A 13,163-nucleotide genomic window follows, 5' to 3' on the forward strand; every position below is an offset into this window, starting at 1 on the left:
TGCCGTCAGGAGATGGCAAAGACGCGGGCGGGAAAACCGCTTCCCTGAAGTGGTTTGGCCCAACTGGCCACAATTACGGCTCCTGCCTCCGGAAGGCCGGTGAGATCCGCCAGCAGTTCAATCTGCCAGCGGTCCTGGGCGAGAATGTACGTTTCCAGGCCGAAATCCCCGTTGGAGGTTGCCAGTCCGGGATCTGTATCTGTTTGCTCGTGCCCGATGGCGGAAATTGAGCGTTCCTCGACGAGGAAGGACAGTACTTCCCGTGACCAGCCGGGAGTGTGGCTGACCCCGTATACATCCCGGTTGGCCATGGCCTCGCTGTCCGGCCAGCGCCGGCTCCATCCGGTCCTGAGTGCTACAAAGGAACCGGCGGGAATCCTGCCATTCCGTTCCTCCCAGTCCCTGACATGGTCCAGGCCGGGTGTGGCGTCGGGGTTGCAGGCGACATCGCTGGTGATGTCCAGCACCACCAGCGGCAGGATCATGTCCTCGACAGGAATGCAGTCCAGGGTGCGGCCGCCCCGGATGAAATGGGATGGCGGGTCCACGTGTGTTCCCCATTGGCCAACAATGGAATACCTGTGCGCCGTGAACCCGTCGCCTTTGTCGAGATCGAAAAGCGCTTCCCGGGTTTCGTTCGGAAAGGCGGGAAAGTGCGGCTGGCCGGGATGAAAGGCGTGGGTGAGATCGGTAAACTGCCGTCCCTCCAACACGGACTGCAGCGCCGGCCAGAGACCGGTGGCGGTGTCCATCATGAGGCAGCCGCACCTGAACGGTCTTTGGCGCCAAGGCCTCCGGCCACGCTCACAGGCCCGGTTACCTCAATGACCGGCAGCTCCCAGGGATGGATGTCCACCAACTCCTTAATGAACTGTTCCACCACGTGGTCCTCAAGGGCAGCATCAAAGTACGTGGTGAAAACGAAGGTGGGCGAAACCATGTGTTCCCCCACCGTGCCCAGCGTGGGTACGGCACCCTCACCGCAGGTGAACCCTTCCAAGCCAACGCCTGACTCAAATACGTGTTTGTAGTTCCCAAAGTCGCCGAGCTCGCGGAACTGCTCCACAGTGTGCAGGAGCGCCGCCAGGCCAGGGTCCTGCTGGAGAGCGGCGACCTCTCCGGCCGCTATTCCTGCGAAGGTTTCTGTGCTGATGGGCCAGTGCACCCGAAGCTTGCGGACTGTATTCAGCTGCACACTCACGTGTGGTCCTCCTATATGGGTCGTAGATGCCTGTCATCGTGGCACAGAGTGATGTTCAATACAAGCATGAGAAATTGTTTATAATGATTATTGTCAGCACAGTTATCCAGTTCGGAGTCGGCATGCCCAGCCACGCACCCCTGTCCAACCTCCTTTCGCAGGAAAGGCCCCTGGTCTCCGATGGCGCCCTTGCCACCGAGCTGGAGGCCCGCGGGTGCAACCTGGCAGATCCCTTGTGGTCAGCCAAAGTCCTGCTGGAACAGCCGGACCTCATCAGGGACGTCCACCGCGACTATTTCGCGGCGGGCGCCAACATCGCCACCACCGCCAGTTATCAAGCCACGCCCCAGGGTTTCGCCGCGCGGGGGATTGGTGGCCCGGAAGCCCTGGAACTGGTTGCCTTGTCCGTCCGGCTCGCGGCTGAAGCACGCCAGGAGCACTTGGCCGGGCATCCCGATGCCGGGCCCCTGCTGGTCGCCGGTTCCGTGGGACCCTATGGCGCCTATCTCGCTGATGGTTCCGAATACCGCGGTGACTACGTGCTCAGCCCGGCGGAGTTCGAGGACTTCCACGCCCCCCGGATCGCCGCCCTGGTCAACGCCGGCTTTGACCTCCTGGCCTTGGAAACACTGCCTTCCTTCGCCGAGGCCGAAGCCCTGCTGGCACTGAGCCGGGAACACGGCGTCGACACCTGGTTCTCCTTTTCACTGCGCGACGGCGGGCACATCAGCGACGGAACTCCGCTCGCCGACGTGGCCCGGCTCCTTGACGGCCAGCCCCACGTCGCCGCAGTGGGCGTGAACTGCGTCCCGCTCAACCTCGTCACGCCGGCGCTCGCAGCACTGCGGGAGCACACGGACAAGCCGCTGGTGGCCTACCCCAACTCGGGGGAGACCTATGATCCGGCAACAAAGACGTGGAGCCGGGACCGGACCGCCGCAGCCGGCGCCCCCGCCAGCCTTGGCTCAGCCGCCCCTGAGTGGAGGAAGCTTGGTGCCCGGATCGTGGGTGGCTGCTGCCGCACCACACCGCGTGACATCGCCGTGTTGGCCGGCCTGGCGGGCAACGCCTAGCTTCACGTCATCGCGCCGGTCCAGGGAACACTGGCGGATCCACAGGTGTTAAAACCTATGGAGCAACGAGCAATGGACAACAGAACTTACACAGCACTTGTAGTACCGGCCGGCAATTCCGAACCGATCCGCCTCGAGCAGGTGCCTGCGGATCTGCAGGCCCTGGAAGCCCTGGTGGGGGGGCCTCTGGAGTCGGTGATCCGCGGCGACTGGCATGTCTACCTGAACGCCGAAAGCGTCACCCTGCTCCTGCCGGTCAACGTCCGCGCCGGGCAGCTCATGCATGAATGCGGTCTGGATCTTGGCGGGATCCGCGGCACGGCTGTCTTCCTTGGCCGCGGCGAACACGGGGGCGAAGCGGACATCCCGGACCATCTGGCCCGGCTCGCGGAGGAGCTGTTCGGGACGCCGCTGGCCGCGTAGGTCCGCCGACTCCCGGTGCCACCTGCCGTCGTGGGGCACATTGAGCGGGAAACGGGCCGTACAGGCCCTGATCTTCGGCGCGTCCGTGTCAATGTGCCCCAATTCGGGGCGGCTCCCGCAGCAGTTCGGGCTAAACCTAGTCCCCGCGGACCCCATAGGTGCTCAGCACGTTGCCCTTGCTGGTGGTTGACTGGTCCTGCAGCGCCAGCCGGGTCAACGGGTCACCGTCCTGGAACAATTTGCGGCCGCTGCCGGCAATGACCGGGTGCGTCATCAACTGCAGTGAGTCCAGCAGCCCGGCGAAGAGCAGCTGCCGCACCACGGAGATGCTCCCGCACACGGCGATCTCGCCGCCGTCGCGCTCCTTCAGCCTGGCTACGAACTCCTCCAGCGGCGCATCCATCAGCTGCGAATTCTGCCATTCCAGGGGCCCGGTGAGGGTGCGTGAGGCAACAAACTTCTCCACCGGGTTGATGAACGCGGCGAAGTCCTGGTCAGCCGAGGCGTTAGGCCAGTATTCGGCCCACTCCTGGTAGCTGACGCGGCCCAGGACCACCGTGTCCACCGTGTTGATCATCCTGGTCAGGCCCGCGCCAAGTTCCTCGTCGAAGCTGTCGAACTGGAACTTGAAAGGTTCGGACACCACCCCGTCCACGGAGTGGAACAGGCCGGCAGTGAGTTTGCGCATGGGAACCTCCAGTTTTTTGGGCGGACAGCCATTACGGTATTCGCCCCAGGCCGTTCCGGGAAGGGCACGGGAGGGGCATTTTTGGCCCGGGAATCCGTACGACGGCGGGTGGCTGCGTTAGCTTCATCACTCGCCGTGTCGTCTTGCGCAGTTTCGTGCCGGCCGGGCCCCATACTTGTGTTTGAGCGGCTTTTGCCGTCCCCCGGCCAGGCAGGAGGAAGTGCATGGAGACCCTGAAAAAAGTCGTGACCAACCAGTATTTTCCTGCCGGCGCCGTACTGACGGCCGTGGTGCTGTTCTGGGTCGTGGGCATGCTTGGCGGGCTGTCCCTGCTTAACAACAACCAGCCGCCGCTGACCACCCTGACCTGGATGCTGTTCGTCTACGCGGCAGCTGTCCTGACCCCCCTCGCAGGGCTGCTGGCCGCTGTCGACCTGGTCCGCCGCTGGCGCCGCAACCGCGCCGCCGCACCTGTCCTGGAGGCCGACCTTTCCTCAGGGACTGGGGAAGCGTTGGAGCTTGAAGCTTCCCCTGCACAACCCGCCGTTTCCCAGCAGGCGCCGGCCAAGCCGCAGCGTCCCGGCCGGCAGGAAGCAGCCTAGGCGAAGCAGCCCCGGTTGCGGGCCACCTGCTTTAGCGCCCCTTCAAAGCGTTCAGCGCTTCCTCCGCGTGGCGCAGTGCCTGGCCAAGCCGGTCCCCGGGCTCCGGCAGTGAGAACAGATAGCCCTGCAGCGAATCGCATTCCAGGGCCGCCAGGTAATCAGCCTGTGCCACGGTCTCGATCCCTTCCGCAGTGACGGTCAGCCCCAGGCTGTGCGCCATGTTGATCATGGAACTGAGAATGGGCAGGCGTTCGTTGCCCGTCCGCACCATGGACACGAACGACTGGTCGATTTTCACCGTGTCCACCGGCAGGTCCTGCAACCGGCCCAATGAGGAGTAACCGGTGCCGAAGTCATCCAGTGCCACCCTGGCCCCGGCGTCCCGGAGCGTGCTGAGCTGCCGGATCAGACTGCAGTCGGCGTCGAAAAACACACTCTCGGTGACTTCCATGACCAGCTGGTAGGGGGCCACGCCGCTGGCTTTCGCGAGCCTCAGGACGGTCTCGGCGAAGTCCGGTTCCTGCAGCTGGACGCCGGAAACGTTGACGGCCAGGGAGCGCGAGGGATCCTCGCTGAGCCACCGCGCCAACTGCACCATTCCGGAAGCCATCACCTCGGCCCCGATTTCGCTGATCAGCCGGGTGCGCTCGGCCAGCGGGATGAAGATCGACGGCGGCACCCGCTCGCCGTCGCGGTCCCACCTTGCCAGTGCCTCCAGTTGCACCACCTGTCCCATGCGGTGCGACACGATGGGCTGGAAGTCCACGGTAATTTCGCCGCGCGGAACGGCCAGCCGCAGTCCGCTCTCCATATGCGTGCGCTGCACCAGGGCCTGCATCATGTCCGGGTGGAAGCGCAGGAACCGGTTCTTGCCGGCCGCCTTGGCCGCATACATCGCGATGTCCGCGTGCCGCAGCAGTTCGGACGGACCAACGCTGTCCTGCCCCAGGGAGGCGAGGCCCAGGCTCAGGCGCGGCCGCAGGACGGTGCCGTTGATGGTCACCGGGACGTGCAGGCAGCGCACGATGCACGCCGCGATGGCGTCGGCGTCCGGGCACGCCGTCAACAGCACCACGAACTCGTCCCCGCCCAACCGTGCAACCACGTCTGCGGTGGGGACGCACCCGCGGAGCCGGCGTGCCACTTCGATGAGCATGTCATCGCCTGCCTGGTGGCCAAGGATGTCATTGACCTCCTTGAAGTCGTCCAGGTCGAGAAGCAGGACGTCCACCGTCTTCAGCCGGGGTTCCAGCAGTGCTTCGGCCAGGGCGTCGTTGAACACCGCCCTGTTCGCGAGCCCGGTCAGCGGGTCCTGGAACGCCATGGCCCGCAGCTTCTCAGCCTGGACGGCCAGGTCCATCATGGCCCGGTGCGCCTGCTCCTGCGCTTTCCGCCGGGGCGTGACATCGCGGAAGCTCCATACCCGGCCGACGATTTTTTCGCCCACCCGTTGGGGGCGGGAATACCGTTCGTATGTACGGCCGTCCCTGAACTCAACCACGTCATGGCTTTCGGCGGCCGGGTCCTCCTGGAGTTCGCCGAGCCGGGCGGTGAAGGCCACAGGATCCGCCACCTGCTCCACGATGAGCCGCATGACGGGTTCTTCGCTCTCCGCCTCCATCAGTTCCGGCCGGATACCCCACATGGTGAGGAATTGATCGTTAAAACCTGCCACCCTGCCGTCATTGCCCATCACCAGGATGCCGTCGGCAGTGGATTCCAAGGTGGCCGTCAGCAGGGACATCGCCTCCCGCAGGCCCTCGTCTGCCTTGCGGTGTGCCGTTCCGCGGGCGGAAAGCAGCAGCCGCGCTGCGGAGGGCGCAACCTGTTCTTCCGGTTGCGCCGGCGGTCCAGCCTCCCCTTGAGTGCCGGCCGCGGTTGGCTGGGGAAGGAGTGCGGCGGCCACCTCGATGGGGATCTCGACGCCGTCGTGGCGCAGCCCTATGATCTCCCGCGGCCGCGGATACGCCTCCGGCTCGGCAAGGAGTTGGTGGAACAACATGTCCACCTCGTCACGGAAGCCCTCGGCGATCAGTTGGCGGTGGTCCCTGCCGGGAAGAGCTTCCCCGGCGAAGCCGAAGAGCCTCGCTGCTGCCGGATTGGCTGCAAGAATGATGCCCTCTGCGGTCAATGCCAGCAGCGCGTCCGGGCTCGCGTCCATGACCACGCCAAACGTTTGTAATGCCACATTGTTGGCACGGCCCATAAAACTGGTCATCACACCACCCCTTCGCCATCATAAAGGCCATCCGCGCCAATTGGGCGGGTACCGGGGGCCATAAATTAAGTCACGTTGGACGTAAAAAGCGCCGTCCTCCTTTTGGGGAGTCCGGCGCTTCTTACTGAATTATTTATGTGCTGCGGCTACACCCGGCGGCCACTGCGGTTGGTGACTGCTCCGTAGATCAGGAGAACGATGATGGAGCCGAGGATGGCCAGCAGCCACGTCCTGAGATCGAAGAATTCGGCCAGTCCACCGCCAAAGATGAGCGATCCGATCCAGCCGCCCAGGATGGCTCCGACGACGCCGAGGACCAGGGTCACTACCCAGCCGCCGCCTTGGCGACCCGGCAGGATGGCCTTCGCAATGGCTCCAGCAATCAGGCCCAAAATGAGAAATCCGATAATGCCCATGTTGCCACTCCTTGTCAGTAAGTTGTGCCGGGCCCCCATTTCCGGTTCCATCATTCAATCAGCAGGCTTACTACTGTGCAAGACTTTGAATATCACAGGATGACTGTCAGTTTCGCGGCAGGAATGCGGATCTTTTATTCAGGGCGGCGGAATGGAGCGGTGTCCGCCAAATAGAAGAGTGGCCGCTAAGGGAACAGTGTCCGCCGATAGGATGCAAGTCCCGGATCAGACCAAGGAGTGCAGGCATGCCCAGTCAGACCGCCAGGCCCCGTGCCATCTTTCTCGACATCGACGGGACGTACGCCGACCACGGGCTGGCTCCGGCCGCGCATGTGGACGCGGTGCGGACCGCCCGGAAACTCGGACACCTGGTCTTTGTCTGCACCGGCCGGCCACTGTCCATGGTCCCGGCCCACATCCTGGACGCGGGGTTTGACGGCACCATTACGGGGGCCGGTGCCCGCGTGGAGGTCAACGGGGAGATCCTGAAGGACGCCCGTTTTGAGCCGGACCTGGCGGCCCGCATTGTGGAGGCCCTGGATGCGCACCACGCCGCCTACATCCTGGAAGCTCCGGAGGCCCTGCACGGCCGGATCGGGGTGGACCGGCGGCTGAGGGAGGTGCTGGGCCCCGTCTTCGCCGGCCGTCCACAGCACGACGGAGTCCTCAGCACGGACGTGGATCCGCTCGAGGACATCCTGGGACCGATGCAGTACAGCGATGACCTCCACAGCATCTCCTATGCCAAGGTCTCCTGCTTCGATTCACCGGTACCCTTGAGCCACCTGATGGAATCCTTCGGTCCGGACGTGGGGCTGATCCCCAGTTCCCTGTCGGCGCTGGGTGACCGCGCGGGGGAGATCTTCATGGCCGGCACCCACAAGGCGGTGGGCATCCAGGCGGTGGAAGCCCGGCTCGGCCTGGACCGGGCGGACATCATTGCCATCGGCGACAGCGCCAACGACATTGAAATGCTCGAGTACGCCGGCGTGGGCATCGCCGTGGAGGGCGGTCATCCCGCCGTTCTTGCCGTGGCGGACAGGATCACCGCCCCTCCCGCCGGTAACGGCGTCGCGCTGGCCTTCGCCGAACTCGGGCTCCTGGGCTGAACCAGACTGGTTTGGAGCGCCGGGCGGGCCTCAGCCCACCGCGGGTACCGTGACCGTCGCCCCGGCGGGGGTGCCAAGGCCCCGCACTGCCCAGCCTTCTTCCTGCCACGCCGCTGCATCCAGCACGTTCCGGGCATCCAGGACCACCCGCCGTCGTACCTGCTGGCCGGAGACCGCGGGACAAAGCTGCCGGTACTCGTCCCATTCGGTGAGGAGCAACACCAGTTCGGCGCCCTGTAACGCCCTCCCCGTCGACGCCTCGAAGCGGAGGCGCGGGTAGCGGCGCCAGGCTAGATTCACGGCTTTTGGGTCCGTGACGGTGACGCTGGCCCCGGCAGCGGCCAGCCGGTCCGCCACATCCAGTGCAGGGGAATCCCGGATGTCATCCGTATCGGGCTTGAAGGAGGCACCCAGGACGGTGATCGAGCGCCCGGCCAACGAACCGCCGCACAATTCCGTGGCGAGGTTGACCGTGCGCTCACGCTGGCCAAGGTTGACCGCATCAACCAGGCGCATCCAGTCCTGCACCGCCGGCACACCAAATGTGGCCGCCTGGGCGCGGAAGCTCCGGACGTCCTTCGGCAGGCAGCCGCCGCCAAAGCCCAGCCCCGCGTGCAGATACCGGCCGCCGATCCTCGGGTCCAGCCCCATCGCCTCGCTGAGCTCCGTCACGTCCGCGCCTGCAGCATCGCACAGCCCGGCCACGGCATTGATGAAGCTGATTTTGGTGGCCAGGTACGCATTCGCGGCCGACTTGATGAGCTCGGCCGTGGCAAAGCTGCAAACCAGGCGGGGGATCCCGGCAGCCAGCAGCGGTTCATAGACCGCATCCAGCGCTGCCGCCACCCCCAGCGGCGCACCTGTTGCCGCGTCGAAGGCAGCAGCCCGGCCACTCTCCACGCCATAGACCAGCCGGTCCGGCACCAGCGAGTCCTTCACGGCGGTGCCCTGCCGCAGGAACTCGGGGTTCCAGCCGAGCAGCACGTCGGGGCGCGACGCCAGGATGCCGCGGAGCATGTCCACCGTTCCAACGGGCACGGTGGATTTGCCCACGACGACGGCGCCCGCAGCCAGGTGCGGCAGCAGGGTTTCGAGGGCGGAGACCAGGAAGGTCAGGTCGGCGGCGTCGGACATCTTGTCCTGCGGTGTCCCCACGCACAGGAAGTGCACCTGCGCATCCGCGGCATCGCGTGGATCGGTAGCGAACCTCAGCCTCCCCGTGGCGCGGCCGTCCTGGAGGAGCTCATCCAGCCCGGGCTCGTGGAACGGCGCGGCCCCCTGCGCCAGCTGCCGCACCTTCCCGGGGTCGACGTCGATGCCCACCACCTTGTGGCCCATTGAGGCAAGGGTTGCCGCGTGGACAGCGCCCAGGTACCCGCAGCCGATTACTGAAATCCTCATGACGATGCTCCTGCCCTGGACGTTTTCTGGGGGGATGCCGGGACCGCCGCCATGACGTCCCGGTAGTGCTGCACCAGTTCCGTACACAGCGCCAGCCAGGTCCTGTCCTGCACCGAGGCGTGAGCGGCGGCCGCGAATGCCCGGCGCTTGGCGTCGTCGCCCATCAGGTCCTGCACCCTGGCGCGCATGGCGGACAGGTCGCCCGGTTCGTACAGCCACCCGGTCCGCGAATTCTCCACCAGGTCCAATGGTCCGCCGCGCCCCGTGGCCACTACCGGAACACCAGATGCCATGGCCTCCTGGATGGTCTGGCAGAAAGTTTCGAACTTGCCGGGATGGACGAACAGGTCGAAGGAAGCCACCGCCCGCGCCAGCTCCCCGCCGCCCAGGAAACCGGTGAACACCGCGCGGGGGAGTGCATTCTCCAATGCTGTCCGCTGCGGCCCGTCGCCCACGATCACCAGCCTCGTGTTGGGCATGCCGGCCAGGGCGGCCAGGTCTTCCACCTGTTTTTCCACCGCCAGCCTGCCCACATAGCCGATGATCCGTTCACCGTTGGGGGCAACCGAGGCCCGCCACCCGTCGTCGCGTTTTTCCGGCGAGAACCGTGCCGTGTCCACACCCCGCCGCCACATCCGCACCCGCGGGATGCCCCGGCCGCGCAACTGGTTCAGCGCGAACGTGGAGGGCGCCAGGGTGCGTGTTGCCAGTAAGTGGATGTTCTCCACCCGGTTCCAGGCCCAGTTCTCGAGGAAGGGCACACCGTACCTGGCGGCGTAGCCGGGGACTTCGGTCTGGTAGATCGCCACGGTGGGAATCCCCAGCTGGCTGGCGGCCTGGGCCGCGCGCCAGCCCAGCACGAACGGCGATGCAAGATGCACTACGTCGGGCGCGTACTCGGCAAGGATTCGCTTGACCCGGTAGACCCCTCCCAGTGCCACCCGCACGTTCGCATACCCTGCCACCGGAACCGCTGGAAGCCTGTGGACATCGGCGCCGTTGACCTGGGCCGCCGGCTCCCCGTCGTGGGCGGAAGGCGCGATGACCAGAACTTCGTCGCCCCGCTCCTGGAGATGGTCCAGGACCCGCAGGATGGAGTGGGTGACACCGTTCATCAACGGCAAAAAAGATTCGGCAACAATTGCAATCCGCACTCCTCAACCGTGTGCGCCTTCCTTGAAATGGCGGGGGAGAAAGCGTTACCCGAAGGCGAAGCCCGGGTGAACAACTCGCCGCCACGATCAAAAATATTTAGTAAGTAGGCTTGGCATCTGATGCTAAGCATGCTTACGGTAGTGGGGCAGTCAGCGCAAAGCCTCAAGCAGACGGGGCGGAAGCCGGGCGTCGGGGACAACCCGCGCCAGGACATCCATTGCTGGCAGACCCAGTGCAAAGACACATCCAAGGAGAGTCATGCTCAACAGGGAAAATCTTGAAAACCTGCTCACCAAGGGCGGCAACGTCGTCGGTTCCGATGGCACCAAGATCGGTTCGATCGGACAGCTGTACGCAGACGACGACACGGGTGAGCCCACATGGGTCACGGTCAAGACCGGCCTTTTCGGCACCTCGGAGTCATTCATTCCGGTTGAAGGTGCACACAACCAGGGCGAAGACCTGGTGGTCCCGTACACCAAGGAACACGTCAAGGACGCTCCCCGCGTAGACGCCGACGGCCACCTCACCCCCGAGGAAGAGGACCGGCTCTACACCTACTACGACCGTGGCGCACGGACCTACACTGAGGCAACGTCCGGCACGGCAGGCGACGTTGACCTTCAGGGCGACGCCGACCTGAACGCAGGCACACCGACGGCAGGCATCACGTCCGATCGTGACACCTCCGACCGGGACACCTCCGCCCGGGGAGCGGTTGGCCACGACACCTCCGGTCCCACCACGGACGACGCCATGACCCGGTCCGAGGAAAAGCTGCACGTGGGCAAGGAGCGCGAGGCCACCGGCCGCGCACGTCTGCGCAAGTACGTCACCACCGAGAACGTCACCAAGACCATCCCTGTGGAGCGCGAAGAAGTCCGCATCGAGCGTGAGCCCATCACCGACGCAAACCGCGGTGCCGCCCTCGACGGACCTGCCATCAGCGAGGAAGAGCACGAAGTGGTCCTCCACGAGGAGCGCCCCGTCGTGGATAAGGAAGCCGTCCCGGTGGAGCGGGTCCGGCTGGACAAGGACGTTGTCCGCGACGATGTCACGGTCAACGAGGAAGTCCGCAAGGAGAACATCGAATCGGACGGCGGCGCCCGCCGCTGACCTGGACGGGGGCCTCGGCCCCCGTCCAACGGGCCAGCTGGTTGAACCAGCAGCCCTGACACGGTGAACGGCGCCGGGAGCCACCTTGGGGGCTCCCGGCGCCGCAGTCGTTTAAAACGCTGGTGCAGCCCCGCCGATGGCGTTGGCTGCACCAGCCAGTAGGACGAATATCTTCAGAACTTACGGTTCATCTTTCATTCGCGGCTCCTGTTTTCCCGGTTTACGGTATCCGGGTCCTTGGCTGGCGCCGTGTCAATGGCGGTGGCCAGCAGAAATCGCAGTACGCCCTCCGGGGGGTTTCTGGTGTTGGTTGCTACCAATTTTACGGCGGGGCTTCGGAAAAAGCGCCCGCCTGCCGGTCATTTGATTGTTCATCCATGGCCGCGTGGAGCCTGTCGTTCGCGGGCAGAGCGCACCCGGCGTGACACCATGGGACACGATGAAACTGCGCGCTGACCAGACCGGAGACCGTGGCCTTCCCATGCCTTTGTGGCTGCAGGGCGGCCTTGAAACGGCGCAGGCAGCCATCATTTCTGCCTTGGCGGTGGTGGCGCCTATCGTGGCTGTCTGGGCCACTGCCGGTTTCCAGAACGGGCAATTCGAGGCCCTGGCGCGGCTGGCCGGCCAGTCCTGGCTCCTGGTCCACGGCGTGCCCCTGGAGCTGGCGGGAGCGGGGGCCGAAGCGGCCTCGCACGGGGGAACCGGTGTCCTGAGCCTGATTCCGCTGGGCCTGACCCTGATTCCGTTCCTCCTGGCCTGGCGTGCAGGCCGACGGTTGGCCCGGGCCTCCTACACAGATCAGCTGTGGCAGGCGCTTTTGGGATCGTGGATGGTCTACGGGGCGTTCGGCGCTGCCACCGGATTCGTCTGCCGCAATGCCGACGTCATCATCAACCTTTGGTACGCGCTGCTGGTTCCGCTGGTTCCGTATGGGCTCGGAATGGTGATTGGGGCCCGCAGGGAGGCAGGCTCCTGGAGCCGGCTCATCGGGGTCGACGCCGTGGACTGGATTTCGCGTACCAGCCAGCATTCCCGCTGGGCGGGTTCGTACTTTGCATCGGCGGCGAAGGCAGGGTTCGTGGCGGTGATGTCTGCGCTTGCCCTGGCAGCAGGGCTGCTGGCTGTTGACCTGTTCATCCACTGGAACCTTGTGGTGTCTGTCTATGAAGCGCTCGACGCCGGGCCGGTGGGAGGTGCCGCCCTCACCATCGCGCAGCTCGGCTTCCTGCCCAACCTTGTGGTCTTCGCGCTCGCCTGGACTTCCGGCGCCGGATTCGCCATGGGAGTGGGTTCCCAGGTGGGTCCACTGGGCACCGCCGTGGGGCCGCTTCCGTCCGTCCCCGTCCTGGCGGCCATCCCGTCGGGCCCGCTGGACTACGCCTTGGTGGCCATGATCGTCCCGGTGCTGGCCGGCGTCATGGCCGGCTGGTGGTTCCTGCGGGAGGGGGAAAACCATTTTGACGAGTGGCTGGCCATCAAGATCCACGCCCGCTGGTTCACCGCGGCTGTCTCCACCCTGGTGCTTGGCGTGCTCGCCGGCCTGGCCGCTGGCCTGCTGACCATGTGCCTGGCCTGGGTTGCCCGGGGCTCAGCCGGCGTGGGCCGCCTGACAGCCATCGGACCCGACCCGCTGTGGACGGGACTGTGGGTGGCTGCCGAGGTGGCTGCCGGCGTCGTGATTGGCTACGCGGCCGGACCCTGGCTGGAACGCGAGAAGACCGCGGCAGTGGAACACGACGCCGAGCTGGTTCACTAGGGGTC

Annotated in this window: 13 protein-coding genes; 6 read left to right on the forward strand and 7 right to left on the reverse strand. The window is 65.6% G+C overall.

The annotated features are described in order from the left end of the window. Positions 1–5: 5 nt before the first annotated feature. Both FBY36_RS14610 and FBY36_RS14615 read right to left on the reverse strand, forming a co-directional pair. Entirely contained in the window at positions 6–755 is a 750-nt protein-coding gene (locus FBY36_RS14610) for a cyclase family protein (protein ID WP_142120508.1), read from the reverse strand. Then, positions 752–1,201 carry a hypothetical protein gene (locus tag FBY36_RS14615; protein WP_142120510.1) on the reverse strand — a complete coding sequence of 150 codons (450 nt, stop codon included), beginning with the start codon at positions 1,199–1,201 and terminating at the stop codon, positions 752–754. Before FBY36_RS14615 ends, FBY36_RS14610 begins: the two co-directional genes overlap by 4 nt. Before the next feature lie 122 nt (positions 1,202–1,323). Here FBY36_RS14615 and mmuM point away from each other — a divergent pair, with 122 nt between their 5' ends. Together mmuM and FBY36_RS14625 are read left to right on the forward strand one after the other, a co-directional pair. Continuing rightward, positions 1,324–2,274, forward strand: a complete 951-nt coding sequence (mmuM, locus tag FBY36_RS14620) for a homocysteine S-methyltransferase (RefSeq protein WP_142120512.1) — start codon at positions 1,324–1,326, stop codon at positions 2,272–2,274. Between the two features lie 72 nt (positions 2,275–2,346). Next, entirely contained in the window at positions 2,347–2,697 is a 351-nt protein-coding gene (locus tag FBY36_RS14625; protein WP_142120514.1) for a DUF3846 domain-containing protein, read from the forward strand. A 136-nt stretch (positions 2,698–2,833) separates the two neighbouring features. Here the strand turns inward: FBY36_RS14625 and FBY36_RS14630 are convergent, their stop codons facing one another. Beyond that, positions 2,834–3,385, reverse strand: a complete 552-nt coding sequence (locus FBY36_RS14630) for a dihydrofolate reductase family protein (RefSeq protein ID WP_142120516.1) — start codon at positions 3,383–3,385, stop codon at positions 2,834–2,836. A 224-nt stretch (positions 3,386–3,609) separates the two neighbouring features. Between FBY36_RS14630 and FBY36_RS14635 the strand changes: the two genes are divergently transcribed. Beyond that, positions 3,610–3,987, forward strand: coding sequence for a hypothetical protein (locus FBY36_RS14635; RefSeq protein ID WP_142120518.1), 378 nt, complete (start codon positions 3,610–3,612; stop codon positions 3,985–3,987). 31 nt (positions 3,988–4,018) lie between these two features. Here FBY36_RS14635 and FBY36_RS14640 read toward each other — a convergent pair whose 3' ends face one another. Together FBY36_RS14640 and FBY36_RS14645 are read right to left on the reverse strand one after the other, a co-directional pair. Then, complete coding sequence (locus FBY36_RS14640; RefSeq protein ID WP_235008853.1) at positions 4,019–6,205, reverse strand: putative bifunctional diguanylate cyclase/phosphodiesterase; 2,187 nt, start codon at positions 6,203–6,205, stop codon at positions 4,019–4,021. A 146-nt stretch (positions 6,206–6,351) separates the two neighbouring features. Beyond that, entirely contained in the window at positions 6,352–6,621 is a 270-nt protein-coding gene (locus tag FBY36_RS14645; protein WP_056332502.1) for a GlsB/YeaQ/YmgE family stress response membrane protein, read from the reverse strand. 245 nt (positions 6,622–6,866) lie between these two features. Between FBY36_RS14645 and FBY36_RS14650 the strand changes: the two genes are divergently transcribed. Beyond that, a complete protein-coding gene (locus FBY36_RS14650; RefSeq protein WP_142120520.1) occupies positions 6,867–7,730 on the forward strand; it encodes an HAD hydrolase family protein in 864 nt (287 codons plus the stop codon). 30 nt (positions 7,731–7,760) lie between these two features. On the opposite strand, the gene FBY36_RS14655 is transcribed toward FBY36_RS14650, so the two are convergent. Both FBY36_RS14655 and FBY36_RS14660 read right to left on the reverse strand, forming a co-directional pair. Further along, positions 7,761–9,131: a UDP-glucose dehydrogenase family protein gene (locus FBY36_RS14655; protein WP_142120522.1), complete on the reverse strand. Its 1,371-nt coding sequence runs from the start codon at positions 9,129–9,131 to the stop codon at positions 7,761–7,763. Beyond that, positions 9,128–10,285, reverse strand: a complete 1,158-nt coding sequence (locus FBY36_RS14660) for a glycosyltransferase family 4 protein (RefSeq protein WP_200830505.1) — start codon at positions 10,283–10,285, stop codon at positions 9,128–9,130. The genes FBY36_RS14655 and FBY36_RS14660 overlap by 4 nt, the downstream gene beginning before the upstream one ends. Positions 10,286–10,544: 259 nt before the next feature. Here FBY36_RS14660 and FBY36_RS14665 point away from each other — a divergent pair, with 259 nt between their 5' ends. Then, entirely contained in the window at positions 10,545–11,402 is an 858-nt protein-coding gene (locus FBY36_RS14665) for a PRC and DUF2382 domain-containing protein (protein ID WP_142120526.1), read from the forward strand. Between the two features lie 439 nt (positions 11,403–11,841). Then, entirely contained in the window at positions 11,842–13,158 is a 1,317-nt protein-coding gene (locus FBY36_RS14670; RefSeq protein ID WP_142120528.1) for a cell division protein PerM, read from the forward strand. Positions 13,159–13,163 lie beyond the last annotated feature (5 nt).

This window comes from Arthrobacter sp. SLBN-122, from assembly GCF_006715165.1.
Lineage (GTDB): Bacteria > Actinomycetota > Actinomycetes > Actinomycetales > Micrococcaceae > Arthrobacter.

What these genes read in the sequence shown, in the direction of transcription:
- FBY36_RS14610 (WP_142120508.1), bottom strand. Translation starts at nt 755, where the DNA reads ATGATGGACACCGCCACCGGTCTCTGGCCGGCGCTGCAGTCCGTGTTG.
- mmuM (WP_142120512.1), top strand. Translation starts at nt 1,324, where the DNA reads ATGCCCAGCCACGCACCCCTGTCCAACCTCCTTTCGCAGGAAAGGCCC.
- FBY36_RS14625 (WP_142120514.1), top strand. Translation starts at nt 2,347, where the DNA reads ATGGACAACAGAACTTACACAGCACTTGTAGTACCGGCCGGCAATTCC.
- FBY36_RS14630 (WP_142120516.1), bottom strand. Translation starts at nt 3,385, where the DNA reads ATGCGCAAACTCACTGCCGGCCTGTTCCACTCCGTGGACGGGGTGGTG.
- FBY36_RS14635 (WP_142120518.1), top strand. Translation starts at nt 3,610, where the DNA reads ATGGAGACCCTGAAAAAAGTCGTGACCAACCAGTATTTTCCTGCCGGC.
- FBY36_RS14640 (WP_235008853.1), bottom strand. Translation starts at nt 6,205, where the DNA reads ATGACCAGTTTTATGGGCCGTGCCAACAATGTGGCATTACAAACGTTT.
- FBY36_RS14645 (WP_056332502.1), bottom strand. Translation starts at nt 6,621, where the DNA reads ATGGGCATTATCGGATTTCTCATTTTGGGCCTGATTGCTGGAGCCATT.
- FBY36_RS14650 (WP_142120520.1), top strand. Translation starts at nt 6,867, where the DNA reads ATGCCCAGTCAGACCGCCAGGCCCCGTGCCATCTTTCTCGACATCGAC.
- FBY36_RS14655 (WP_142120522.1), bottom strand. Translation starts at nt 9,131, where the DNA reads ATGAGGATTTCAGTAATCGGCTGCGGGTACCTGGGCGCTGTCCACGCG.
- FBY36_RS14665 (WP_142120526.1), top strand. Translation starts at nt 10,545, where the DNA reads ATGCTCAACAGGGAAAATCTTGAAAACCTGCTCACCAAGGGCGGCAAC.
- FBY36_RS14670 (WP_142120528.1), top strand. Translation starts at nt 11,842, where the DNA reads ATGAAACTGCGCGCTGACCAGACCGGAGACCGTGGCCTTCCCATGCCT.